Below are 26,565 nucleotides of genomic sequence, written 5' to 3' on the forward strand. Positions count from 1 at the left end.
TTCTTGTATCGAATTTTATTGAAAGGGCTCTCTAAAAAAAATCGAGATGCGGGTCTTTTTTGGAAAATTCCATGAAAGCTTCAGCTATTCCATCACTTGTTTCCCCTTCATCTATTACAAGGTCTTCGGATAGCATGGTTCCCTTTTTGATGATTTCGCCCGTTGAGGTTTCATAGTCCACCTGCATTTTAAACCCTTTTTCTATGACAAACTTTCCATGATTGTACAAATCATGGGCAACAATGTAGTGATACCACCTATCTTGCCGTGCCTCTTTTGGGTCAGTTGTGGTTTCTTTTTCAATGGCATAGTAGAGTTTTTCTCCGCTATTGTCTTTTCCTTTGACCAGTTGCGTGGCAAAAAATATAGGGTAATCTTCTTGTTTTGGGCATAACACTCCTACTTCAGGATTATCATTCCATTTTTGTAGGAAGAGTACCGACGTTTTTGTTCCAGTATGAGGTTTGAAAGTATTACCATGTAATCCAACAACAGCTAGAATTCTGCAATGCTTGGCTATGTATTCTCTTAACCTTTTGTCACTGGAGTTATTAAAACGACCCTGGGGTAATACTACAGCCATTCTTCCCCCAGGTTTTAAAAAATCTAGGTTCCGTTCAATAAATAAGATATCTCGACTGATTTTCTCCTGAACCTTTACACGTTCAAAATCATCATCCAATTTATGCCCTAAATCATACTGGTTGATAACACGATTATCCTTTATTTCCCCTGCAAATGGTGGGTTGGCCATGACAATATCAAACCGAAATTCTTTGTAATTAGCCTTTCCTTTAGATTCTTTTTTATCAGTACGTAAAGCTTCTAACCGCTCAAAACCTTTGTCGTATGTTCTAGTCCAAGATTTCTCTTTTTTCAGTTCATTCCATCGGTCATAATCTAAGGTATTCATGTGTAACACATTAGTTTCACCATCTCCCGCGATTAGATTTAAAGTTCTTCCAACCCGTACTGCTTTTTTGTCAAAATCCATCGCAAAGACCTTATCCCGTACATATGCCTTTTGTTCATCAGTTTTTTCCTCAGCTGTAAAAAGATGGTTTTCGTTAGGGTTTAATTTTCGCCAAACATGGAAAATGGTATGTACTGTAAATCCGCAACTACCAGCAGCTGTGTCTATCATAGTTTCATGTGGTTGCGGATTTAACATTTTCACACACATATCTATGACATACCTCGGGGTGAAATATTGTCCTTTATTTCCTTTGTTGTTCTTGTTCACCAAATATTCAAAGGCTTCATCTACAACCTCTAAATTTGAATTGAATAGTTTGATATTTTGTAAATAGGAAACTACAATAGAGGTGTGAGATCTTGATAGCTCAATGCTGGTACCTTCTTGAAAAATATCACGCCATTCCTTTTGAGTTTCTTTGAAGAGTCCATCTATTCGGTCGTATACTTCAGATTCTGTGCCAGAGGCTCTAAAATCAAGTAAGCTTAGTTTCTCTTTAAGCTTTTCGTAGTGCTGTTTATACTCATCTTTCTTTAAGTCATAAATATTATCAATACCAACTGCATCAAGGTAAGTTTCAATTTTGCCTAGGTCCTTTTGATGCTTTTTCTCATCCCATAGTTTAGTGAATATCAGCTTAAAAGGTTCTTCAAACGCATCCACTCCTGCATTAGCCAAAACCTCATCTTCGAGTTCTTGGATGATTTGTTTTAAAGATTTCTTTTGTAGTTTGTCTTCAAGAATTAAGTCCAAATAAGTGAACCTGTTTTGAGTATCTAGAAAATCTGATAAGGATTCAGCAGACTTCGGTATGTCGATTAAGTTAGTAAAGTAGTTAGGATCTTTTCTATGGTAATACTCAATTTGCTCCCCGTTTGTCCATACTCCCAAAGGAGCTCCCGTACCATTGCAGTAGGAACGCAACTGTTCCTTCCCATCAGTAAATTTTGGCTTTTTTAATTCGACTATTATGTACGGAGAATCATATTCCTTATCTATAATTACAATATCTGCCCGTTTAGTCTGTCTTCCAAAATTCACTGGATATTCAACCTGAATACTGCTTCTGCCATAATTATATTCAGTTAACAACTTGTCCAAAAAAAGCTGTCGTATTACCTCTTCAGGTTTGAGCTGAATATCTTTGTTTCTTTTAAGACACTTAACAAATGGAGTATCTTTCCCTCTCGAAACTCTTACTTCAATTTTTGCATTTAGCCTATCTACAGCTTCATCATTAAAAATTTCTTCAGAATATTTCGAGCCTTTGAGAATATCATTTATGGTCATTGATCGGTATAGTTTGTACAAGTAGGAAAATTACGATATTCCGTTCTGATCGCCAAGAATGTGTCAAGTATAAAAAAGCCCTTGCAAAGGGCCTTACAAATTTAGTTCAATAGTTGTATAAAGAAATTGACAACTCTCACCGCTAAAGAGATTTAGAATTGCCAACTTATTTCCTTCAAACTAACAGAGAGAAGCTGATTATAACCAATTTTCGTAAACTATCTAGCAATCGGTGTATGTTTGAACAGTTTCTTGCTTGTTATATTACCCCCGAAAAATAATATAGGTCCTGACCACTCTCCATCTTTTTGAATCCAATCTAAGCCAATATGAAAGCTGCTTGCAAAAAGATCTTGAAAGCTGTCTCGGTTCATACCAATGTCAGCAAAAGAAAGGGATACCCCTGGATTAAGAACCTTGCGGTCACCAAAGGTAACATGGCAGAAAGGTACTATGGCCGTCTTTCCCAAAAAAAGCTCAATACTGCTCGGTTTGTCCTTTCGTTGCTTATAGAAAAACCAAGGAAGTGAAGCACTAGCGTAAAAATTGTTTTGGTACTCATGTCTGCCAATCTTACCATCCTCATGAGAGAGCTGCGCAATTAAAGCATCAGTAAAGGCTAACGGGAGGTCTTGGAAACCATTCAAATCATCGGCGTTGGTATCGCGACGGTACCCTCCAGTAAAGCCCACAGAGGCTCCTTTTGCTTTCCAACGAGGATATAATTCCAGATGGCCATCTATGGAAATGGTACTCGCATACTTGGCGTTCTTTGACATGCTTATTGTATCGTAGAACACTGACCTGTTTTCATAGGTGTACTTCATTGCCAAACCAAATGAATAAGCCGTTTTTCGTTGTGCATAACGATTAATTTTATCGGTTCCTTTGATAATTCCAGCTGACAAGAACCATTTATTGTTTGGGGATTCCTTAAAAATACCTGTTTTAGAACTCAATCCTCCTTTAAATATCAATCCTGAAGACGTAGAAACCGTAGAGTCCGCTTTTCCCTTAATACTAATTCCGTTCCTTTTCGTGTCAACTCCATAATATCTTATGGAGGACCAATTGTCGTTCCAAAACAAGGAGTTCAACTTGGCTGATATTCCAAGTTCGAATGATTGAGATTTTTCGGATCCAGTTGCCTTTACATTGACCTGTTCCGCTCGATCGGTAAAGAAAAGAGTGTTACCTGAACTGTTCTGAATTTGGGCGGTACATATCTGTATCAAGAATGTGCATAAAAAAGGTAGCTTTTTCATCATGGTGCTTGGTTTAACGTTTAGGAATGTTTGTTAGTTATTTGAGGGAAACTTTGCAATTGTCAATGTAAAACAATTTCGTAAGAATAACATTACATTTGTGTTAAGGTATTTAATGATAAAGAATCTTTCTAGAGATCAGTCGAATAATTACTAACTTGTTTTCAATCCAAAAGTTCTAACAAACGATGAGCAGAGTAAATATCCCTGCTGATTATCCGAAAGGTTGTGCGGATGATTTGATAAAAAAGGTTGTAGAAGAATGTCAAAGTAAAATTTCAAGGGTAAACTATGCCTCAAATGTTGTTTTGGGAACCACTTATTATACACAAGTAGCTGAACAGGGTAATGCAGAGTTAAATCGCAGACTCAATGAAAAATTAATTGCTAATCTAGAAAAATCATCCAAGAGGCAAAGGGAATTGACCTGGTCTATTATAATTATTGGAGGCTTGAATCTAATATTGGTCATATTGAAAACAGTCAACATTATTTGAGGATAAACCATGGAAGGCAAAATCGGCCTGTCCGAAAAGGATAGAAATTTTAGATATGGAATGATCAAGGGAAGAATTGCAGAAACTCTGGTTGAAGAGCTCTTTCTAAGTATGGGATTTAACGTTTTCAGATATGGGATGGAAAATACAATTCCAGGGGTAATGGATTTACTAAAAGGAGTAAGGTCTGATGTAGCTCATGAAATTCGAAGAATGCCAGATTTTGTAATTCAAGACAATAATACAAGGAACGTTTATTTTGTTGAAGTAAAGTTTAGGGCGAATGGAAATTTTAAGAGATCGGATTTGCCAAAAAATTATCCCTATCACAATGCATTAATCATTCATCTTAGTAAAAAACATATTAAATGTATCTCGTTCGAAGAACTTGAAAAAGGGGAAGAAATTACTCCTACATCAAAAAACTATTTGGGAAACAGGCCTGAATTCACATTCGATAAAGAAATAATAAAGGATTTTTGTGGTTTTGCTTTGAAGTTTTTCAAAGAGGTTTGATTATTTAAAGTTTAATAAAACGATAGTTTTCCTTTTAGCCAAGACCAATGGGAATTTGCTAAGCACATATTGGCTGGATTTTGGAAAAGTTGAATGCCTTTCTTATCAAGGAAGAGGCTGCCTAAAAATATCTATTCTACCTGTAGACGGTTCAGTATTTCCACCACAGATGCGGTTTAACTGTTCATGAGGAATTACGTTGTTATCCTCCAACTTCAGTTGTTCTAAACTTAATTTCTTCATTTAATAAATTAAAAAAGGTTAATAAATATGTCTATTGTAGCAATTTATAACAAAATTCCATACAAACTGCTTATCATTATGTAGAAATGGAGCTTTTGGCTTAACTTAATCACTAAATTTAAATTGAGCCATATATAGCCTATAGAGTGAATTTAATACAACCTCAAAACATAGTGCCCATTATTCTTGCAGTCGAGATTGCTTCTACTGAGGATTTCAAACAATTATTATGGTCAAACTATTTGAAATATAGTAATGGCATGGAAATGAAAGAGTATGCAAGACTAGAAAGGAGGTTACTCTCAATAGGGGGTTATGGTGTTGAGGAGTTTTACCTAAAAGTCAATTCCTATATTGGGTTTCTGGATAGAATAATATAATCATCTTTTTCTAACCTCCTTACCAACCTTGTAACAAAGGTTTAAATGAAGCTGGGTGAATGTTTCCAAATCGATTTCTATAACATTGGCCCATTCTTCAAGTCCCGGCAAATTTTCAAACTTATTATCAAACACTTTGTAGACCATAAAGTCAGAGCTATTCGACTTCATTAAGGTTTCTAACGAGGCCATGAACAATTCGTCCGTCTCTTTTGTCAAGCAAAGCACATATTTTAAATTAACATGTATTGATGCCACTATTGCAATTTGATTATCACCATTGACTATTATAATCTAAAAGACTGTAATACAGAAACAAAGATAACAAAAATGTCACGCTATATATGACGTAATATGTGTCCGGCGTTTTCCGCAACTTTCCGCCCATGCAAAAAGCCAATTATATAAAAGAAAGGAAAGCCATTGCTGACCGCATTAAGGAGCTAAGGATTAGAAGCGGATATACAAGTTATGAAGCTTTCGCGGTGGAGAACGGGCTTCCACGAAAAAACTATTGGCGTATAGAGAAAGGTGAAAATTTTACCATTAATTCCTTGATAAGGATTCTCAAAATCCATGGAATAACCTTAGAAGAGTTCTTCAAAGGAATCAAATAAATTCTTCTTCCTTCTTCTAAGTCTTAGCTCCCAAATGGCTAGTATCAAATAAAATTTGAAATCATTTAAAACCAAAAAAGTTCAGGAGCCGATCAATCCAATTTTATGTGCAAATTATGTGCAAATAAAAAAGCTTCAAAAAGCATAATCTCTCTGAAGCCTTGTGTTTTCTGGTGGTCCCACATGGGCTCGAACCATGGACCCCCTGATTATGAGTCAGGTGCTCTAACCAACTGAGCTATAGGACCTACATTTTTGCGGATGCAATATTACTACTTATTTTGCTACAGCGCAAAATTTTACTGTGCTACTCCACCTTTATTTCTTGGCAAAGCTCTACCAAAACCCCGTTTGTTCCCTTCGGATGTAAAAAAGCTACCAGTTTGTTATCAGCTCCTTTTTTAGGTGTTTCGTTCAAGACTATAAAGCCTTCTTCTCTTAATCTTAGGATTTCCGCTTTAATATCATCTACAGCAAAAGCAATATGGTGTATCCCCTCTCCTTTTTTTTCCAGAAACTTGGCTATAGGGCTTTCTTCGTTTGTTGCCTCCAATAGTTCCACTTTGTTTGGACCAGATTTAAAAAAAGATGTCCGCACTCCTTCAGAGGCCACCTCTTCAGTTTTATAATGCGAAGTTCCTAAAAGTTGGGCAAACAAGGCATTGGAATCTTCCAAGTTTTTTACCGCAATGCCAATATGTTCTATTTTATCCATAGCTACAATTTTAACTGCTTTTCTCTTGCTTAATATCAAAAATACGTACTGTTGGGGTATCATATCATGAGGTTCGTCATTTATTCCGTTATTTTGCACTTATGGAAACACAACGGCAGCGAAAAATAGCTGGAATCATTCAAAAGGATATTGTCGACATTTTGCAGCGCGCTGCTATAGATGGTGGTCTAAAGGGAACCTTGATCTCAGTTTCCAAAGTATATGTGACCACCGATCTATCCATAGCCAAAGTGTATGTAAGCATTTTTCCGAATAAAAGTGCCAATGAATTACTCGAGGGAATCAAGTCCAATAAAAGTTTAATCAAACACGATCTAGCACAGCGTACCAAAAATCAACTTCGCCGTGTTCCGGAGCTCAACTTTTATCTAGATGATTCACTAGAGTACATTGATAACATTGAAAAATCCCTTAAAGGGGATGAAAACCCTATTGAAAATAGAGATTTGTTAGATAAACGAAAGAAATCCTAATCTTGAACTTTTCTTTTTATATCGCTAAGCGTTATCTCCGATCCAAGAGTAGCCAAAATGCGGTAAATATTATCAATTTTATCACTTTTTTGGTCATTGTAATAGGCTCGGCAGCACTCTTTGTTGTGCTTTCTGCCTTTGCAGGATTAAAAACTTTCAGTCTTTCCTTTACCAACACCTTTGATCCCGATTTAAAGGCATTTCCGACCACGGGCAAGTACTTTTCCATTTCAAAAAGTGAAGAAGATGCATTGCAAAATGTTGAAGGGTTAGCCAACTATTCAAAGGAATTGGAAGAGCGGGCTTATATGACTTTTCGAGAAAAGAGCTGCATTGCATATATTAAAGGTGTGGACAATAACTATCGTTCGGTTACAGGAGTCGACAGTACTTTATATTTTGGAAATTGGGGTGTAATGGAATATAACGGTGTTGCCGGAATTGGTATTTACAATCAACTGGGGGTTCCTATTGATAATTACCAAAGTCCAATGACGGTTTTGGTTCCAAAACCCGGAGAGGGTTCCTTTTCACAACAAAGTCTGAATTCAAAACCATATAATGAGTTGCCCATTGTGCTGAGCGGAGTTTACGCGGTTGAAGAGAATTTGGACAAAAAATATGTTATTGCACAGCTTCCACTTGTGCAAGCTTTATTGGAAAAAGACAGCACACAAATTTCAGGTATTAACTTTAAGTTGAAAGAGCAGTCCTCATTGGACGAGGTAAAAAACAAGATTGGATCCATTTTGGGAGATAAAGTGCTGCTTTTAAACCGACAAGAACAAAATGGAACACTTTATCGCATGCTAAACACCGAAAACCTGGCCACTTATTTAATCTTTACCTTGGTTTTGATCATTGCGCTTTTCAATGTTGTTGGAGCTATTATTATGATGATTTTGGACAAACAACAAAATTCAAAAACCCTGTTCAGCCTTGGAGCAACTATCAAAGAATTGCGAGCGATATATTTTACACAGGGTTTGTTGGTCACCACTTTAGGAGGGCTAATTGGCGTTTTGATCGGATCCCTTTTGATTGGGTCTCAATTGGCCTTCGGATGGTTAAAAATAACCCCTTCCTTGGCATATCCTGTAGAATACAATGTAATGAATCTCGTTATCGTCCTGGCAACTATTGTTGTTTTAGGGTTTGTTTCCTCGAAAATTGCGAGTAGTCGGATAAACCAAAGGTTGATTTCCGCTTAAGCAAATTGAAAATCGCCAAACTTTTCCAAGACTTCATCAAAGGCAGCAAATACATCCGCTGCGTCATCACTTGTGACCATTTTCATTCGATATTCCTTAAAATGTGGAATTCCTTTGAAGTAGTTTGTATAATGTCTTCTTGTCTCAAAAACGCCCAATTTTTCACCCTTCCAATCGATTGACATTTGTAAGTGTCTACGAGCAGCTTCTACTCGCTCCGTCATCGAAGGCGGGGGTAAATGAGTTCCCGTTTTAATATAATGTTTGACTGCACCAAAAAACCATGGATTTCCGATACTGGCCCTGCCGATCATAGCGCCATCCAATCCGTATTTTTCACGCATCTTTAGCGCAGCTTCAGGAGTATCCACATCGCCATTACCAAAAACCGGAATATGCATTCTTTGATTGTTCTTTACTTTGGAGATGGGTTTCCAATCTGCTTCTCCTTTGTACATTTGAACTCTTGTGCGACCGTGAATGGCGATAGCTTTGATTCCCACATCTTGAAGGCGCTCGGCCACCTCAACGATCTTTATAGAGTTGGTATCCCATCCTAATCGGGTCTTAACGGTAACTGGGAGGCTAGTTCTCTTAACAATTTCCTCGGTCAATTTAACCATTAGCGGAATATCTCTTAAAATTCCTGCACCGGCATTTTTGCTGACCACTTTTTTTACTGGACAGCCAAAATTAATGTCGATAATGTCAGGATTGGATTTCTCGACAATATCAACCGCTTGTAACATGGAGTCTAATTCCGCACCAAAAATTTGGATTCCAACGGGTCTTTCCTTTTCATAAATGTCCAATTTAATGACACTTTTGGCCGCATCTCTAATCAATCCTTCAGATGAAATGAACTCGGTGTACACCACATCCGCCCCCTGCTCTTTGCACAAAGCACGAAAGGGTGGATCACTTACATCTTCCATAGGGGCAAGAAGTAGCGGAAAATTAGGAAGTTCTATGTCTCCAATTTTTGGCAAATCCTGTTTTTTTGGATTGCAAAAATACAAAATACCACAGATTCAAATGGCTATTCCTCATTTTGCAGTCGTTCCCTTTCCTTTTTGTCAATCTCGCGCTGATTGTCGTTCAGTTTGAAATTTCCAAAATTATAGGTGAGTCCAAAACGAATGAACTGGGTTTCTGCCCGTCTTCTATAAAAATTATCTTGGTTTAAGTACCTTGATGCATAGGTAGGAACATACTTTTCAAGAATATCCTCGGCAGCCAAAGAAATTGTAATCCTATCCTTAAATAGAGATTTTCTTAGACCAAGGGTCATGTTAAGCTGATCATCAGAAACATATGAGCCAAATAAGAATTTGGATAGATATGTCATTGTGACCTCACCGGTAAAAGTTCCGTCTTTCGAAAGGGTAAGGTAATTGGCCAGATAGGCGTAAGCCCCATCTATTGAATTTGTGTACACTTGATTATTGCTTTCCGACGCCAAAAATGTTTCCTCTTCATGAAAAAGCGAGGTATATGCATACAAAAACCAAAAAGGTGCAATGCTTTTGCTCAACGTTAGGTCAATTCCATATGATTTGCTGTCCAAAACATTTTGTTTTAGCTCCACAAGAGTTTGATTGGTATTATCCTGAAAAACAAAATAAGCTATGTTCTCTCCATTATCACGATAATAAACATCAAAGAACAGTTCGCTGTTAAAAGTGTAATTAAAGTTGAAATTATTGCTAAAGCTGGGTCTTAATCCAGGGTTTCCTTCCTCAAAATCATTTTCATTGAAGAAAACACGAAACGGATTCAAGTCATTATATTTTGGCCGATCTACATTTCGCCCATAATCGAATGCAAAGCTGTGTTTTGCAGATGGAGAATATAGGACATAAACAGAGGGAAAGGGTTCAAAAAAATCTAAGGTGTTTATTTCGTTTAAAGTAAGTGACGTTCCTGTGGCCTTCGTCAATTCACCCCTTAAGCCTAACTTCATTGACCATTTGTCCCAATTCTTTACTAGACTTAAATATCCAGCATATACATTTTCGTCATAATTGAACCGATCGGATAAAGAGGCATCCACGTTGTTGTCAGCTCCAATGAAATTGGAAAAGTCAATCCGATTTTTTGACGCAACAGAAGATATCTTAAGGCCTGTTTCTACAGATGCATTACCAACTGGAGTGGCAAAATCCGTTTGGCCCGTAAAAATCTGAATGTCTTGTTGAGCGTCTGTGTCAAATCCAAAATTTCTTAAAAAATTACCTCCATTGTCAAAATATGAAGAGGTTAGATTCTGGCTGGAAACACCATCAAAATAGGTGTAATGGCCATTAAAAGAAAGCTTTGCTCCCGGTTTTTTCATCTTGTGCACATAGGTAAGGTCTACTGCCAAGTTGGTATTGTCTACATTTTCCATATTCTGGGTTGTGAATGTGGAGTCCAACTGACTTTGTCCATTTCTGATCTGAGTGTTCAGGTTTGTAGCTCTTTCCCAATTTGGGTTAGTTGCTAAGTTGGTTGCAAGGTTAAGGCTGTTTTTGTCATCAAAATCATAATCCAGGATTAAGCTGGCATTCTGAGCTTTTGATCTGGTAGTTTGATCATAGTTGGTGTCCCAATTAGAAAATACAGTTTCATTTAAGTCAATAAAATTGATGCCCTTGATCGCTTTTCTAATTTCCTTTTTTGGGCTTATGCTATAATTGGCAAATAAATTCAGCTTCTCTGTTTTGTAATAATGACTTGTTCCAACTCCAAACTTTGGAAAAACTGCCTGGGTATATGTGCCATTCACACTTCCTTTATAACCCGGAACAATATTCTTGCTTGTAACAATGTTCAAAATAGGCCCTCCCTCTGCATCATATTGTGCGGGAGGATTGGCAATGACCTCAACGGATTTTATATTGGCCCCAGAAAGTCCTTCCAGCAAATCCCTAACCTCTTGTCCCGATAACTGAACCTTTCTGTCATTTAAGTATACAGTTGCGCTCTGTCCCCTAATTTGCAGATCGCTTTGGTTAACAATTACACCCGGTGTGCTTTTAAGAATGTCCCATGAACTTCCTTGGGAAACAACTGTGTTTTCAACCGTAAAGACCAGTCTGTCTGCTAATCTTTGAAGCTTTGGCCGCTGCGATGTCACTACAACCTCCTCCAAACTGTTTTCTTCCAACGGAATTACCAGTGCTCCCAACAAAATATCACTTGAAACATCCAAAGCCCTAGGTTCGGAGCCTCGACCTACATAGCTTGCTTGTAATAAATACACATTAGCTTTTACTTCAGAAAGTGCGAACTTGCCAGTACCATCGGCCGAGGTGCCTTTCACAAAAGTGGAATCCGAAGCTTGAAGCAGTAAAATGTTGGCAAATGGAATAGCGTTGTTACTTCTATCAACTACCTTTCCTTTAATCTGATACGTTTGTGCAGTCAGAATGTGAGATGTCAAAAACACCAATAAAAAAATACAGGTGATTCGCATTAGTTGAGTTTGGGGTTCAATATCAAATCTAAGAAAATATTTTAGAGCCATCCATTTGTCCCTTTTTCATATTTCCAAAAATCCCATTCTGAGGTGTCGAAAAGGCCTATATTTGCATTTCTGAAACACTCCCAATTTATTGGGTAATAGCTATTAATGAAGAAGATTAGAAATTTTTGCATAATTGCACATATTGATCATGGCAAGAGCACCTTGGCCGACCGTCTGTTGGACTTTACCGGTTCTGTAACAGAGCGTCAAAAACAAGATCAGCTTTTAGACAATATGGACCTGGAACGAGAGCGTGGCATTACCATAAAAAGTCATGCCATTCAAATGGAGTATGTGCACAAGGGAGAAACCTATGTTTTGAATTTAATAGACACTCCCGGACATGTTGATTTCTCTTATGAGGTATCGCGCTCTATTGCAGCATGCGAGGGTGCGTTATTGGTTGTTGATGCAGCACAGAGCATTCAAGCACAGACCATCTCCAATTTATATTTGGCCCTAGAGAATGATTTGGAGATCATACCCGTACTCAATAAAGTCGATTTGCCAAGTGCCAGTCCTGAAGAGGTTACGGATGATATTGTTGATTTGTTGGGGTGTGATGCTGAAGAAGTGATTCCGGCAAGTGCCAAAACGGGGATTGGAATTGAAGATATCTTAACCGCAATTATTGAAAGGGTACCTGCGCCGGATGGAAATCCAGATGAGCCACTTCAAGCATTGGTTTTCGATTCGGTTTATAATCCTTTTCGTGGGGTTGAGACCTATTTTAGGGTCATCAATGGTGAAATCAAAAAAGGACAAAAAATAAAATTCGTTGCTACCAACAAAGACTATTTTGCCGACGAGATTGGCACCTTGAAACTGGAACAGGTTCCGAAAACCATCATTTCCTCGGGAGATGTGGGGTATTTGATTACCGGAATAAAGGACGCCCGAGAGGTAAAAGTTGGAGATACCATTACAGACGCCAAAAATCCCACTCAAAATGCCATTGAAGGTTTTGAGGATGTAAAACCCATGGTTTTTGCAGGTATATATCCTGTTGACACTGAAGATTTTGAGGAACTAAGGTCTTCCATGGAAAAACTTCAGCTTAATGACGCATCTTTGGTATTTACTCCTGAAAGTAGTGCCGCGCTTGGTTTTGGTTTCCGTTGTGGGTTTTTGGGTATGTTGCATATGGAGATTATCCAGGAACGGTTGGAACGAGAATTCAATATGACGGTAATTACCACGGTGCCCAACGTAAGTTATAACGCTTTTACCACCAAAGACAGGGAAACCGCACTGATCGTCAATAATCCATCGGATTTGCCAGACCCGTCTACAGTTGATCGGGTTGAGGAGCCTTATATTAAGGCCACGATTATCACGAAATCCGATTTCGTCGGGAATGTAATGTCGCTTTGCATTGAAAAAAGAGGGCAAATCACCAATCAGACCTATTTGACCACCGAGCGGGTTGAACTTACTTTTGATATGCCCTTGGCCGAAATCGTTTTTGATTTTTACGACCGATTGAAAACCGTTTCAAAAGGGTATGCTTCTTTCGATTATACCCCAATAGGAATGCGAACTTCCAAATTGGTGAGAGTTGATATCCTCTTGAACGCACAACCCGTAGATGCCTTATCTGCATTGGTTCATTTTGATAATGCACATACCATTGGCAAAAAAATGTGTGAAAAGTTGAAGGAGCTTATCCCAAGACAGCAATTTGATATTCCGATACAAGCGGCCATTGGTTCTAAAATTATTTCAAGGGAAACTATAAAGGCTTTGCGTAAAGACGTAACCGCAAAATGTTACGGGGGGGATATTTCACGTAAGCGAAAACTGCTCGAAAAACAGAAAAAAGGTAAAAAGCGTATGCGCCAAGTTGGAAATGTGGAAATCCCGCAACAAGCGTTTATGGCCGTTTTAAAGTTGAATGATTGATTTGACATTCAATTTTGTTCCTTGACATCTTTTATTTACAATTTGCGCCAGCCCGTTTTAATCCGTCTATGAAATCATCAAATGTAGCCCCATTCATGCTTACAGTTTGGGTTTGACCATCTGTGGTTATTTCTACATTACCATCACCTTTATCACAATATTTGGAAGTCACGGATAATTCCGCCAGTGAAAATGTACATGTCGAACATTTTTCCTGATCATCTTTGGAGCAGCCAACAAATAATAAACCTGCAAGTGCCACAAATAGTGAGATTTTTTTCATCATTTTAAGTTTAAATGGTTTATTGGGTGAAAATAAGTGGGTCCTTTTTTCTTTTTCGGAGCAAATTCATGAATGCTCCAAACCAATTGACGAATAGGTCATTAAACAGCTAATCTTTTGTAACTTACTTCACAGATGTAGTGCCTGTGACCGATCAACCTCTTAAAATCCTTATTTGTGAAGACCATCAAATCGTAATAGATGGTTTGTGTTCAATTATCCAAAATTTCTCCGGGTTTCAGGTTGTGGATGCCGTAAGTAGTTATTCCAACTTATATGCCTCACTTGAAAAACACAAGCCAAACATTCTTTTGCTCGACTTAAACCTACCCCATAAAAACGGTATGGAAATTCTGCAAGAGCTGAGGCAAACGGGAAATGTCATAAAAGTGCTTATCCTTACCATGTACAACAAAAAAACCATTGTTAGCAAGTCCATTGCAAAAGGCGCAAATGGGTTTTTGCTAAAAAACTGCTCTTCCGAAGACCTGCTGGACGGACTAAAACATGTTTCTAAAGAAAGCAGTTTTTATTATGGCGAAGGTGTGGTGAAAGGCAAAAAAGAAGACCCATTAAAACAGGATGAATTTTACAAACGGATACAATTAACTCCACGAGAAAAAGAAATAATAAAACATTTATGCGCTGGCAATAAGGTTCCGGATATAGCAGAAACAATGCATATTAGTCCATTGACCGTAGAAACCCATAAAAAAAACATCTACCGCAAACTGGGGGTAGATAGCAGTATTAAACTTGTAACCTTTGTCCATGAAAATCAATTGTTATAATCATTGCTGGTTCCTTTTTCTTCTGTTTTCCGTTTGTTCATTTCCGATACATTCCAATGATACCCTTGTCATAAGTGAAGCCTCATTTTCGAAAAATCTTAAGGATTTTTCAACGGTTTTTGTTTCTGAAAAAGATGCTCCGTTTTCTATGAAAACACTCCATCGATTCAACCCTATGGATGACGATAGGTCATTTTTTTATCTGAGTTTTGATATAGTACAAGCCTATTCTAAGTTTATTTTAAAAAATGATTCTAATACCTCAAAAGAAATCATCTTGTCCTTTTCATATCCATTCTTGGAAGATGTTAAGGTGTATAAGGCTGTCGAGGATGATTTAAAACTAGAAGGAAACATTGGAATAAGGACATTAGAACAATCTATAGAACGCACCTGGAAAGTATCAATGCGCTTAATGCCAAACGAAAAGGCGGCCTATTTTTTGTTCTTTAAAAAATCCAAAGGTAAACCCCTGGCCACCGATGTTTCTATTCAGGACAAAGACACCTACTATGGCACCGGTTCCTTTCAAAGCATCGCCATTGGCTCTTATGTTGGACTTATTCTGTTGTCACTTCTTTTTACAACTCTTTTATTTGTATTTATAAAACGTACCCTTTTCTTATTATATGGTCTTTATCTAACGGTACTGTTAATTTTCATTGCTTCCTACCTTGGCTTTACCAATGTGTTATTGCCATCCGTATCTCTTGATCTTGGGCGTGCCATTTATGTAATTTCAATTGAACTATCAACAGTACTTTTTGTTCTTTTCGCCCAACAGATTCTTATGGTGAAGGAGTATTTGCCAAAACTCAAAAAAAGTGTTGAGATTGTAATCGTTTTTCAATTTGTGTTTCGGATTTTCCTTCATTTTATGGCAAATTCCATGTATGCTGTACACATTGAATTCTTTATGAAATTATGGTACCTATCCCTTGTGTTTTTGATCTGTGCAATCGTATTTGAAATCTTCGTATACCTTAAACACAACAAAAAAATTGGAGCTTATTTTACAATTTCATACCTGTTCATGGCGGTGGGGTCAATCTTATTGGTATTGCACCATAGTTTTGGTTTCTTAAAGTTCTCGTTTTACGGTCTCCCTGGAATTTTTTATGCCTCCGCAATCGAAATCTTTTTTCTTACCATAACACTTACTTTAGTTGTTGGGCAGATTTATACGGAAAGGAACTCCTTCGCGAACAAACTTGTGCTTCAACAACAAAAATTCCTTAACGCCTTTGTACAAGGTCAAGAAGACGAGCGTAAACGAGTGGGTGGTGAGCTTCATGACAATATTGGAAGCAAAATAGCCAATTTAAAAAGATTGTTCAGCACCAAATATGATGATGAAAAAATGCAAAAAGAGTTTGATGATATATGCGAAGATGTGAGAGGTGTGGCACACAGTATTACCCCCTCCGAAATTTCACTTGTAGGACTCTCAGGTGCCATTGACGAATTGTTGGATACCATTGGGAAGACGGAGCAACTTACAGTAAATTTCAACACTTTTCAGTTTCCCGAAAGCCTCAATGAAAACATTTCCACTCATCTTTTTAGAATTGTTCAAGAATTGCTTCAGAATGTCATCAAACATGCCAATGCTTCTTTGGTCGATATTCAGTTGTTCGGACATAAAAATTCTGTTACACTAAGTTTTGAGGATAATGGCCAAGGATCTTCCGAACAAAAGAAAAGCAGCGGAATTGGTCTAAAGAACATCCGGTCTAGGGTAACACAAATGAATGGACAATTTCTTTTTGATTCCGAGCGGGGCAAAGGAACCTCCGTCTTGGTCATAATTCCTACAAAATATACCTGAGTTCAGGTATTGTTTCATCTTCTTTAAAATCTTCTATTTGGATAATTCTAGTATCCAACCAAAAGTGTTATGAAATCATTTACGACAAGATTATTCGTTTTAGCAATCTTCACTCTCATTTTTACACTTCCAATTCATTCGCAAAATAACCGTCCTCCAACACGGGTAGAAATGGTAGAAACAATCCATGATGCATTTAGAGATGTTATAAAAAATGCCAAAGGACCTAAAGAATCTAACAAACCTTGCGCAGCACACTTAAATGAAATTTTAGCAAATGATAAATCAACCTTACACCCCTTAAGAACAAATCTTTTAATCGCTGTAAAGGGTGTTCAAAACTCCTTAATTTTCGATTCTGAAGTCTCAGGTATTGAATTGGGCCCTTTTAAAGATTATACAGACAAAGCTATTTTTGCTTTTCATAATACGCCAAATTTTGATGCCTTTGTTCAATATTTCACAGGTAAATCTGTAAGCCAAATTGAATATTCTACGAAGAATGAATTAAAAGATTACTATAATAACTATCTAACCAATAATGAAGTAGACTGGTTTGTTGAAAGTAAGCAAGAGTACACTTCAGATTATCTTTGTAAAAGGTCTTATCACTTTGAAGCCAACATAAAAGAATGGAATTACCCCAAAGCATTATGGGATATTAAAATAAGCACAAAAGTATCATGTGATTGTATTTCGGATAATCCCCGGTTTGTTGATGATGCCAAGTACGAATATAGAGCAACTGCTGAAGGCAGTTTTACGGGTAAGGTTATGACCATGGACAAACCTGAAAATCCCACACTCAAAATATTAAGTCTTAATTGTTGTTCACAAAAAAAAGACGAAGAAGATTCCCGTCTGCAACAAGATATTAGTTCAACATCAAATGAAATTGATACCGATGGTGACGGAATCTACGACAAAGATGATGACTGCCCCGATTACCCTGGTCCTCCTAAATGGAAAGGTTGCCCTGAGCCGGATACGGATGGTGATGGATTGCTTGACTCAGATGATGATTGCCCAAAAGTTCCTGGTATCCCAGAATTGAGAGGTTGTCCTCAACCTGATGCCGATGGAGACGGCATTCCAGATCATATGGAAGAAGGTACCAAATCAACTGAGAAATCCTCACATTTTATAAAGGATACCAGAAATATTTTTTTGGATCCCAAAGCAGTCAATGAATATAAAGAGTATGTTAATACTGAATGGGGCGAGTCTAAAGAAGAAGAGGATAATAATACTGAGGGTGGGTTTTTTAGAGAAGCAGGTTCATTTGCTTATGGGGTATACCTTGGAAATAATGTTGGTAAAGAAAAGGATTTTTATGGGCTTACCTATGGTACAGAGGTAGCTTATTATCATAAGCTAAGTGATGATTTCCTAATTGGCGCAACCGCCGGCTATACACGATTTACGGGAAAAGAAACAGACTTCGGCTTTGAGACAGAAGGTGAAAGTTATATACCCCTTACGGCTATAGCCGCCTACGAATTCAGCAATGCTTTTGGTGCAGAAGCAGGTTTGGGGTATGCTATTTCCGCAACTGAGGGTGGAGAAGGTGGTCTTACCTATAGCCTTGGCCCCTTTTGGAGACCCCTTGAAGCAATAGTACTATTTGTGGGATATCGGAGTATTGCTTTTGGAGAAGGTAGCTTGGGCGCTTTTATTCTTAGCGGGCGTGTTTCACTTTCAAAAAAATAGCGCTCAGTAATTATGACTTCCTAAACACATAAGTTTCAATCCATCGAAATTCAAAAATTTTAAGTGAATAAATTAAACTAGAACAATATGAAAACTACAACCCATAATTCCGTTATTTTATTTTGCCTATTACTTTTGGTATGTGTCGTAGCTGCCAATGCCCAAAGAAAAACAGAAACCACACAAGATGTTCCAATTTCAGTAGATGAAATTACTGAAGAGGATTTGGAGAAAGCATTTAATTCATATTACGCAGGTGTAAGTGTAGGTATACCCACGGGAAGTCTTGGTGATGCCAGCTCATTTACTTACGGTGCAATTGCCGGTTATTCTTTTGGAGTTTCTAAATGTATTAGTTTGGGTCCTGAAGTTAATTACACTCACTTTGTAGGGAAGGATCGGGAATTTGGTGACATTACCGTAGAAGGTGAAGGTTTTGATTTCCTCGGAGTAAGTGCACGAGTTGGTTACCATCTGAGTGATACATTTGGAGTGGGTGCCAATTATGGATATGGCACTTATTTGGAAGAGAACTCTGATTTTGAAGATTATATTACCGTAGGCCTTGACATACGTCCAGTACCAGGACTTGTGATTAGGCCTGAACTTACTTTTCAAAATGATAGTGAGCAATACAGTGTTAGAGTATATCGTACATTCTAAGTCTTGTCAAATTTAGGCTTAGCGTTAGTCTATGTCAAACATTTTTCCGAGATACACCAATTTGTGTCCATCACCTTTGGGAGTGAAGTCTTTACTGTTGGCTGGAATTATTTCTATGCTTCCATCTGGTGATTTGGTAAACACGGGGACAATATCATTGTCTTTTAGGGTAATATCGATAAGATTATCATAGTGTTTCTTGTCTCTCAAGTCAATTTCATGGATAGCCGGGTATTTACGCACGGCATCCATAAGTTTGATGAAATCATCAGTATGAGAAAAAAGTCCTTCTTCCGGATTGTTTTCCGGGTCTTTCATTTCATCGGTATTCACCAGACGGAATGCCCCGTTTTCCCCAAACTGTTTTTTAAATTTGTCAATGGCAAACTTGTTGATGTCTGAATTGCCTGTCAACGCCATCAGGTAGCCCATATCGTTCAATTCAATATTATCCGTTAGCGTATCAGAAAAAATGTTGGCCGACATAGCTTCTAGTCCTATTTTTTTTGCTTTTTCAACATTAGTGTCATTGTTGTCAATAAGTACCACATGCCTGTCATTTTTCTTAAGGTAGTTTCCAATCAACCTGGATACTTTTGAAGCACCAATAATCAAGATTCCCTCCGATTTTGTCAAGAATACCCCTATCATCTTGGCAAAGGCCCTCGCTGTGGTGGCGTTTAAAAGCACGGTTCCCAGAACGACCATAAATACTAAAGGTGTAATATATTCCGCTCCTGGTACTCCCTTGACCAATAGTTTTGAGCCAAATAAAGAGGCAATACCCGCGGCCACAATACCTCTTGGTCCAACCCAACCAATGAACAGTTTTTCATTCAATTTTAACCCAGAACCTCTCGTGCTCAAAAAAACACCCAATGGCCTAATTACAAAAACAATTACAGCAAAAAGGATGGCAGTATTCCAATTAAGAATCAATTCCATATCGCTAATGTTGATGTTCGCCGCCAATAGAATAAATAGAATTGAAATTAGCAGTACACTCAACGATTCTTTAAAATATAACAGCTCTTTAAGATTGGGCAGGTTCATGTTACCCAGCACCATTCCCATAACAACAACAGCCAATAATCCAGATTCGTGGGCAAACACATCCGATTCCACAAATACCAACAGCACCACGGAAAGGGATACCACGTTCATTAAGTAATGGGGAATAAAATTCTTTTTGATGGCAAATGCCAACGCGTGGGCGAACGTGAACCCAAAGGTGGTTCCAAACAACAGGATTTTACCAAATTCTATCAATGCGGTCTGGGTGAAAGCACTGCCCTCACCTACACTTATAAATTCAAAAACCAATACCGCCGCCAAAGCCCCAATGGGATCAATGAGAATCCCTTCCCATTTTAACACCGCAGAAACATCCTTTTTTAATGGAATGTTTCTTAGGATGGGGGTTATAACAGTAGGCCCTGTAACTATGATCAATGCCGAAAACAAGAATGAGATCTGCCATGAAAGCCCAAAAATATAATGCGCTGCAATACCTGCACCAAAAAATGTCACTAAAGACCCCAAGGTTATCAGTTTGGTAATAACGGGGCCAACGTTTTTGATTTCCGAGCGCTTTAAGGTAAGTCCACCTTCGAAAAGAATGATGCTAATGGCCAACGAAACAAAATAATACAGTCCATCGCCAGGAAAGAGCCCTTTTTCCCCATTCCAAATAGGTTCTATCAATTTTGCGCCATCTTCCGTGTACAATGTAGCGATGGGGCCAACCAACAAACCAATCAAAATAAGCGGTAAGATCGCAGGTAATTTAAAACGCCATGCAACCCATTGTGCAATAATTCCAAGTATAATAATTCCCGCAAGCTCTAGCATTGTTCTAGTTTTCTTGAAAAATACAGATTTTCCCTCAAAAATTTAACTATTATAAAAAAGCCGTTTTAGCTCTTAATTGATTAAGTGTTATATTGGCCTCAATCTTTAAGAAAGAATCCTTGAATCCACCCTTTAAAACTGTTTTATTTGGATTTGCCTTCTCCCCTTCCTTGAAAATCAATATCATGGAAACTTCTAGGATAACTCATTTTTTTGGGGCTAAATTGTTGCTGCTACATGTGGGTGTGAAAACAAAGGAAAAAGAACAACAAATTCTCGAGATTCTATCACAAATTGAACACAAAAGTCTTGAGGTTTCCATTGAATGGAAAACAGGAAAGCCAGATCAGGTGTTGTTGGAAACCTGTGAAAATTCAAATATTGATCTTCTTATTCTTGGTGCCCTTCAACATGAAAACCTCTATCAATTTTATGTAGGGTCCATCGCCAGAAAGTTGACAAGAAAAGTTTGTTGTTCAGTATTGCTGTTGATAAAACCTTCTGAAGAAAGGGTGCCGTGCAAACATGTAGTTGTTAATGGATTGGAAGATGAAGGCACCGCATTGGCTATTTCCATCGCAGTTTACGTGTCAAATGCTTTGGGCGCAAAACAATTGACCATAGTTGAAGAAATTCGGCAAAAAGAAGTGGCCGTAAGCATTGAAGATGATAAATCCCTTAAAAAAGCTGCCATTAAAAAAGAGCGCTTAAGGCATCGCGAAGACTCAAGGGTTAGAAAACTCCTTAAATCCATACCCGAGGATTATCTGAAAGATTTAAAAGTTAAAACACAGAGTATTTTCGGAAAAAGAGGATACTCCATCGGCCATTATGCCGAAGTTGTCCGTGCAGATTTATTGGTGATGAACGCCCCAAAAAAAACAGGTCTGCTTGATCGGGTTTTCCCACACGACATAGAATATATTTTATCTGATTTACCAACCGACCTTTTGATAGTTAGAAAAAACAATTGACGCCAAAAACCAACCATACTAAACTATTTGTCAAAGATCTGCCCAAAAACCTGTTTTCTGGTTTTGTGGTTTCTCTGATTGCCCTTCCGTTGGGGCTTGGTCTGGCCATTGCAAGTGATGCCCCACCAATCTCTGGAATTATTGCTGCAATTGTCGGTGGAACAGTCGTTGCCTTATTGGGCGGGTCAAATGTTACCATCACTGGTCCCGGTAACGGCTTGGTCATCGTGCTTTTAGGAGCCATTACTACACTGGGAGGTGGCGATCTTTATCAAGGCTATTTATTCACCTTGGCAGCTATTGTCGTTTCTGGAATATTGATGTTATTGCTCGGCTTCCTAAAAATGGGGCGCCTAGCCGATTTTTTTCCGGCTTCCGCCATTGAGGGTATGTTGGCCGCAATTGGCTGGGGAATCTTTGCAAAGCAATTTCATATTATGGTGGGTCATAATAATGAAAGTGGGTCCATTGTAAAGTTGTTGGCTCAAATTCCAAATGGCTTAACAGATCTTTTCCAAAATGGGACAGCAGAAGAGCTCGTTGCGGCCGGAATTGGAATAATAAGTCTTTTTATAATGGTTTTTTACTCTAAGATCAGAAACCAATATTTTCAATTGATTCCGGCACCCATGTGGATTTTGATTTTGTCCGTAGGTTTTAGTTATTCTTTTGGGTGGCTCAACCTTCCATTTCCCATGGATGGGTCTTATCTCATTTCTATTCCGGAAAATGTGCTCTCCAATCTTGCTTTCCCAGACTTTTCCAAAGTGTTGCAGAAAGAATTTATTGTCAGCGTATTTGCCATTACCCTTATAGCCAGTATTGAATCATTATTGAGTATCAAAGCTGTTGACAAGTTGGACCCTCAAACCCGGCGATCTAATGTAAACAAAGATTTGAAGGCATTGGGGCTCGCTACTTCATTAAGTGGCTTGGTCGGAGGGCTAAATGTGGTTACGGTGATTGCAAGAAGCTCGGTCAATGTACATAATGGGGCAACAAATAGGTCTGCAAACTTTTTCCATGCTTCATTTTTGGTCATTTTTATCCTATTGTTCCAAGAGCAGCTTAAAAAAATTCCATTGGCGGCGCTAGCAGCTATTCTGGTATATACAGGCTATAAACTTGCCACTCCAAAAACTTTTAGAAAGATTGCAAAAATTGGAAAGGAACAAATCATAATTTTCTTGGCCACTTTGATTACCACACTGTTTACCAATCTCATTACCGGTATAGGGATGGGAATCCTTACCACTTTACTAATCCATATTGTTATCAATAGAAGCGCATTTCTGTTTGTTGGAAATTTTTTTAAACCCAATGTGCTGCTTTTTCAAGAGCATGAGGATAAAAATTACTATGTAAGTGTAAAATACTTCTGTAGCTTCCTCAATTTTTTTAAGCTCAAAAACAAGTTGGATGCCATTCCTGAAGACCAAAACGTAATTGTGGATTTTTCCATGTGTGGATTTGTAGATCATACCACTATGGAAGGACTGGAATCGTATATGCATATTTTCTCAAAAAAAGGCGGAAGCATTGAAATTGTAGGGCTGGATAAGCACGAAACCGATTCAAAACACCCCTTCGCCATCCGAAAAATACTTCCGTTGGGAACTTTAAAACCCATTGAAAAGTACTTTACGCGAAGACAATCCCATCTGGAAGAAACCGCAGCCGAACTTGCATGGGACTATCGTGCCGAGAAGAACATAGAGACCAGTTTTTTATCCGATTTCATCTTTTTTAAGACACGTGAGGTTAGTTATTTGTACAACCATCTTATTGATGAAAAAGACCATTGTTCTGTATTCGACCTTGAATTTACAGAAGGAGCTTTTGTCGCCAAAGAAGTTATAAAGTCAACTGTAATGCACATTGAATTGTCGCAGCGTTTTCCTGTCTTTACTTTGGACAAAGAAGGGCTTCTGGAACGAATTTACAAGTTGGCAGGATTCAAGGACATCTCTATTGAAAACCATCCAGACTTTAACCGAAGATTCTATTTAAGTGGTGAAAAAACAAGAGAAATACGAGCTTTGTTTCATGATGAGCTCATTCTGTTTTTAGAAAGCAACCCCTATTACCACATAGAGTCAAACGGAAAATCGTTATTCATTCTTAAAAAAGAACGCTTGTTGAGTGTTCAGGAAATCAAGGCCATGATTTATTTCGGATTACAGCTGCAAAAACTCCTAAACCAATTTCCTGACGACTAATTTTGTTAAAATACGGCCAATAAACCAATGTTTTTTAACTATTTGCATCAAGCTTTTCTTATTTTGCACGGCATTTATTTTCTGAATGACTATTTATCCTGTTGAGACCGGTAATTTTAAGCTAGATGGAGGCGCAATGTTTGGAGTTGTCCCAAAATCCATTTGGAGCAAAACCAATCCGGCAGATTCAAACAACATGATAGACCTTGCGGCCAGATGTTTGCTTATTGAAGATGGAGATAATCTCATTTTAATAGACAACGGGCTCGGCAACAAACAATCTGAAAAGTTTTTTAGCTACTATTACCGTTGGGGCAATCATTCGCTTGATAATTCCTTAAAGGAATTGGGCTTTCACAGGGATGACATTACAGATGTTTTCTTAACGCATTTGCACTTTGACCATTGCGGGGGTAGCATCCAATGGAATAAAGACAGAACGGGCTACGAGCCTGCATTTAAAAATGCGCGTTTTTGGACCAACAATAATCATTGGGAATGGGCCACAAAACCCAATGCACGGGAAAAGGCATCTTTTTTAAAAGAAAACCTGCTTCCCATGCAAGAAAGCGGACAGCTCAATTTTGTACAACAGAACAAAAATGTTTCGTTCCTTGAAACATCAGAATTGGGGTTTGGTATCTTTTTTGTTGATGGACATACCGAAAAAATGATGCTTCCCCACATAAATTATAAAGGGAAAACCATTGTCTTCATGGCAGATTTGATTCCCACGGTTGGACACATCCCGTTGCCATATGTTATGGGCTATGATACAAGACCATTACTGACCTTGGAAGAAAAGGCCAAATTTTTGAACAACGCAGTTGAAAGCAATTTACTTCTGTTCTTTGAACATGATGCACACAATCAATTGTGTACCCTAAAACAAACAGAAAAAGGGGTGCGATTGAACGAATTGTTTTCCTTCGATGAAATATTCAATTCACAATAAAGTTTTACATTTCAACAAAATAAGATTATGAACATCAAATACTCCAGGCTAACATTCGCTTCGCTTTCCTTATCAATTTTTTTGATGGGCTGTGGCGCTACAACTTTAGTTTCCACCCCCGTAGCAAATATTGACACCGTTCCCCTAAAAATTACAGAGCTCTCAGAAACCCAAAAGAAAACTTGGGGCCATGCCGATTTAATCTCGGATACAATTCCGGGAATGAGTGTGGACAGAGCGTATCGGGAAATCATTAAAAACAGACACGGAAAAACAGTTGTGGTTGCGGTGGTCGATTCCGGAATGGACTTGGAGCATGAAGATTTGGACGATGTGCTTTGGACCAACAAAGGTGAAAGACCCAACAATGGCAAAGATGATGATGGAAACGGGTATATAGACGATGTACATGGCTATAATTTTTTAGGGGAGGCCTACAATGAGCAATTGGAGTATGTTCGAATGCTGAGATTGAATATTGGTGATGCTTCAGCTAGGGCGAAAGCTCGCCTTAAACTTGATTCCGAATATCCCAAAGCGCTTCAAAACAAACAGCAGTACGAGCAAATTTTTCAAGTAGTAAAAGGTGCTGACGAGGCGGTAAAAAAAGAATTGGGCAAAAGTTCCTATACCAAAAAAGAATTGACGGGTATTGAAGCCAAAACAGAGCAAATGAAACAGAACATTGCGGTGCTTAACCAAATGTTCTCCTATGGCGAAAGCATCCCCAGTGTTATGGAAGAGCTTTCTGAAGGAATTACCTATTTCACAGAGCAAGTCAATTATAACCTCAACAAGGATTTTGACGGAAGGACGCCTGTTGGTGATAATCCATATGACCTAAATGATAAATCGTACGGTAACGGAAACCCAAAAAACAGGGTCGATACAGAAAGTCATGGTACACACGTAGCAGGAATCATTGCTGCCGAACGCAATAACGGAAAAGGCGTGAACGGAGTAGCCAAAAATGTGAAATTGATGAGTGTTAGGGCTGTGCCCAACGGTGACGAATATGACAAAGACATTGCGATGGCTATCCGATATGCAGTAGACAATGGTGCGAAAATCATCAACTGTAGTTTCGGAAAATCATTCTCGCCCAATGCACAATGGGTTTATGATGCGATTAAATATGCCGCGTCCCGTGATGTATTAATTGTGCATGCCGCAGGTAATGATGGAGACAATTTGGATGATGCAGAAAACCCAAATTACCCTAATGATCATAATTACGGAGGTGCAGAGTTTACCAATAATGTAATTACGGTTGGTGCACTTACCAGTACGTATGGGTCTAAAATGGTGGCTTCCTTTTCCAACTACGGGAAACAAAATGTAGACGTTTTTGCCCCTGGAGATGGAATATACTCTACCCTGCCTAATAACGAATATGATTTTCAGGGCGGAACCTCTATGGCTGCCCCTGCTGTTGCAGGAGTTGCGGCCCTTATCCGGTCTTACTACCCTCAGCTTTCTGCCTCTCAAGTTAAACAGATTATTATCGAATCTGGTTTGAGTTCAAAAGCCTCGGTGATCGTTTCGGGTGACCCAGAAAATGCCTCTACTTTCGATAAAATTTCAAAATCAGGTAAAATGGTCAATGCCTATAACGCACTTCTTTTGGCAGACAATATTTCAAAGGGTAAAATGACCTTGACCAAGAACACAAAATAA

22 protein-coding genes and 1 tRNA gene are annotated in these 26,565 nt (G+C 38.3%); 14 read left to right on the forward strand and 9 right to left on the reverse strand.

Annotated elements, in window-relative coordinates:
* Positions 1–31: 31 nt before the first annotated feature.
* Together IAG46_RS10695 and IAG46_RS10700 are read right to left on the reverse strand one after the other, a co-directional pair.
* Positions 32–2,266: an N-6 DNA methylase gene (locus IAG46_RS10695; RefSeq protein WP_190810346.1), complete on the reverse strand. Its 2,235-nt coding sequence runs from the start codon at positions 2,264–2,266 to the stop codon at positions 32–34.
* Between the two features lie 218 nt (positions 2,267–2,484).
* A complete protein-coding gene (locus IAG46_RS10700) occupies positions 2,485–3,534 on the reverse strand; it encodes a hypothetical protein (RefSeq protein ID WP_190810347.1) in 1,050 nt (349 codons plus the stop codon).
* 185 nt (positions 3,535–3,719) lie between these two features.
* Here IAG46_RS10700 and IAG46_RS10705 point away from each other — a divergent pair, with 185 nt between their 5' ends.
* Positions 3,720–4,028, forward strand: a complete 309-nt coding sequence (locus IAG46_RS10705) for a hypothetical protein (protein ID WP_190810348.1) — start codon at positions 3,720–3,722, stop codon at positions 4,026–4,028.
* 9 nt (positions 4,029–4,037) lie between these two features.
* Positions 4,038–4,544, forward strand: a complete 507-nt coding sequence (locus IAG46_RS10710; protein ID WP_190810349.1) for a hypothetical protein — start codon at positions 4,038–4,040, stop codon at positions 4,542–4,544.
* Between the two features lie 623 nt (positions 4,545–5,167).
* Here IAG46_RS10710 and IAG46_RS10715 read toward each other — a convergent pair.
* Positions 5,168–5,425 carry a hypothetical protein gene (locus IAG46_RS10715; RefSeq protein ID WP_190810350.1) on the reverse strand — a complete coding sequence of 86 codons (258 nt, stop codon included), beginning with the start codon at positions 5,423–5,425 and terminating at the stop codon, positions 5,168–5,170.
* A 128-nt stretch (positions 5,426–5,553) separates the two neighbouring features.
* Between IAG46_RS10715 and IAG46_RS10720 the strand changes: the two genes are divergently transcribed.
* Complete coding sequence (locus tag IAG46_RS10720; protein WP_190810351.1) at positions 5,554–5,784, forward strand: helix-turn-helix domain-containing protein; 231 nt, start codon at positions 5,554–5,556, stop codon at positions 5,782–5,784.
* A 171-nt stretch (positions 5,785–5,955) separates the two neighbouring features.
* Here the strand turns inward: IAG46_RS10720 and IAG46_RS10725 are convergent.
* Together IAG46_RS10725 and mce are read right to left on the reverse strand one after the other, a co-directional pair.
* Positions 5,956–6,032, reverse strand: a tRNA-Ile gene (locus tag IAG46_RS10725).
* A gap of 59 nt (positions 6,033–6,091) precedes the next feature.
* On the reverse strand, positions 6,092–6,499 hold the full coding sequence (mce, locus tag IAG46_RS10730) for a methylmalonyl-CoA epimerase (protein ID WP_190810352.1): 408 nt from the start codon (positions 6,497–6,499) through the stop codon (positions 6,092–6,094).
* Between the two features lie 101 nt (positions 6,500–6,600).
* On the opposite strand from mce, the gene rbfA reads away from it, so the two are divergent.
* Both rbfA and IAG46_RS10740 read left to right on the forward strand, forming a co-directional pair.
* Positions 6,601–6,993: a 30S ribosome-binding factor RbfA gene (gene rbfA, locus IAG46_RS10735; RefSeq protein WP_190810353.1), complete on the forward strand. Its 393-nt coding sequence runs from the start codon at positions 6,601–6,603 to the stop codon at positions 6,991–6,993.
* 2 nt (positions 6,994–6,995) lie between these two features.
* Positions 6,996–8,204: an ABC transporter permease gene (locus IAG46_RS10740; protein ID WP_190810354.1), complete on the forward strand. Its 1,209-nt coding sequence runs from the start codon at positions 6,996–6,998 to the stop codon at positions 8,202–8,204.
* Here the strand turns inward: IAG46_RS10740 and dusB are convergent.
* Positions 8,201–9,193 carry a tRNA dihydrouridine synthase DusB gene (dusB, locus tag IAG46_RS10745; protein ID WP_190810355.1) on the reverse strand — a complete coding sequence of 331 codons (993 nt, stop codon included), beginning with the start codon at positions 9,191–9,193 and terminating at the stop codon, positions 8,201–8,203. The two genes, IAG46_RS10740 and dusB, sit on opposite strands and share 4 nt — an antisense overlap.
* 50 nt (positions 9,194–9,243) lie before the next feature.
* Complete coding sequence (locus IAG46_RS10750; RefSeq protein WP_190810356.1) at positions 9,244–11,661, reverse strand: outer membrane beta-barrel protein; 2,418 nt, start codon at positions 11,659–11,661, stop codon at positions 9,244–9,246.
* 156 nt (positions 11,662–11,817) lie between these two features.
* On the opposite strand from IAG46_RS10750, the gene lepA reads away from it, so the two are divergent.
* Positions 11,818–13,614, forward strand: a complete 1,797-nt coding sequence (lepA, locus tag IAG46_RS10755) for a translation elongation factor 4 (RefSeq protein ID WP_190810357.1) — start codon at positions 11,818–11,820, stop codon at positions 13,612–13,614.
* Positions 13,615–13,645: 31 nt separating this feature from the next.
* On the opposite strand, the gene IAG46_RS10760 is transcribed toward lepA, so the two are convergent.
* Positions 13,646–13,900: a hypothetical protein gene (locus IAG46_RS10760; protein ID WP_190810358.1), complete on the reverse strand. Its 255-nt coding sequence runs from the start codon at positions 13,898–13,900 to the stop codon at positions 13,646–13,648.
* Positions 13,901–14,043: 143 nt separating this feature from the next.
* On the opposite strand from IAG46_RS10760, the gene IAG46_RS17840 reads away from it, so the two are divergent.
* From IAG46_RS17840 to IAG46_RS10780, 4 genes are all read left to right on the forward strand, one after another.
* Positions 14,044–14,688, forward strand: a complete 645-nt coding sequence (locus IAG46_RS17840; protein WP_368668178.1) for a response regulator — start codon at positions 14,044–14,046, stop codon at positions 14,686–14,688.
* Between the two features lie 148 nt (positions 14,689–14,836).
* A complete protein-coding gene (locus tag IAG46_RS10770; RefSeq protein WP_190810360.1) occupies positions 14,837–16,516 on the forward strand; it encodes a sensor histidine kinase in 1,680 nt (559 codons plus the stop codon).
* Positions 16,517–16,687: 171 nt separating this feature from the next.
* Entirely contained in the window at positions 16,688–18,226 is a 1,539-nt protein-coding gene (locus tag IAG46_RS10775; RefSeq protein ID WP_190810361.1) for a hypothetical protein, read from the forward strand.
* An 87-nt stretch (positions 18,227–18,313) separates the two neighbouring features.
* Positions 18,314–18,889 (forward strand): outer membrane beta-barrel protein, encoded by a 576-nt coding sequence (locus IAG46_RS10780; RefSeq protein ID WP_190810362.1) that lies wholly within the window; start codon positions 18,314–18,316, stop codon positions 18,887–18,889.
* A gap of 24 nt (positions 18,890–18,913) precedes the next feature.
* Here the strand turns inward: IAG46_RS10780 and IAG46_RS10785 are convergent, their stop codons facing one another.
* On the reverse strand, positions 18,914–20,740 hold the full coding sequence (locus tag IAG46_RS10785; protein WP_190810363.1) for a sodium:proton antiporter: 1,827 nt from the start codon (positions 20,738–20,740) through the stop codon (positions 18,914–18,916).
* 185 nt (positions 20,741–20,925) lie between these two features.
* On the opposite strand from IAG46_RS10785, the gene IAG46_RS10790 reads away from it, so the two are divergent.
* From IAG46_RS10790 to IAG46_RS10805, 4 genes are all read left to right on the forward strand, one after another.
* Positions 20,926–21,714 (forward strand): universal stress protein, encoded by a 789-nt coding sequence (locus IAG46_RS10790; RefSeq protein WP_190810364.1) that lies wholly within the window; start codon positions 20,926–20,928, stop codon positions 21,712–21,714.
* The gene (locus tag IAG46_RS10795) at positions 21,711–23,933 is read left to right on the forward strand and encodes a SulP family inorganic anion transporter (RefSeq protein WP_190810365.1); all 2,223 of its coding nucleotides are present in this window, start codon (positions 21,711–21,713) and stop codon (positions 23,931–23,933) included. The genes IAG46_RS10790 and IAG46_RS10795 overlap by 4 nt, the downstream gene beginning before the upstream one ends.
* An 85-nt stretch (positions 23,934–24,018) precedes the next feature.
* A complete protein-coding gene (locus IAG46_RS10800) occupies positions 24,019–24,888 on the forward strand; it encodes an MBL fold metallo-hydrolase (RefSeq protein ID WP_190810366.1) in 870 nt (289 codons plus the stop codon).
* 27 nt (positions 24,889–24,915) lie between these two features.
* Positions 24,916–26,565 carry a S8 family peptidase gene (locus IAG46_RS10805; protein WP_190810367.1) on the forward strand — a complete coding sequence of 550 codons (1,650 nt, stop codon included), beginning with the start codon at positions 24,916–24,918 and terminating at the stop codon, positions 26,563–26,565.

Source organism: Flagellimonas sp. S3867, from assembly GCF_014698935.1.
In the GTDB taxonomy this organism is placed as follows: Bacteria; Bacteroidota; Bacteroidia; order Flavobacteriales; family Flavobacteriaceae; genus Flagellimonas.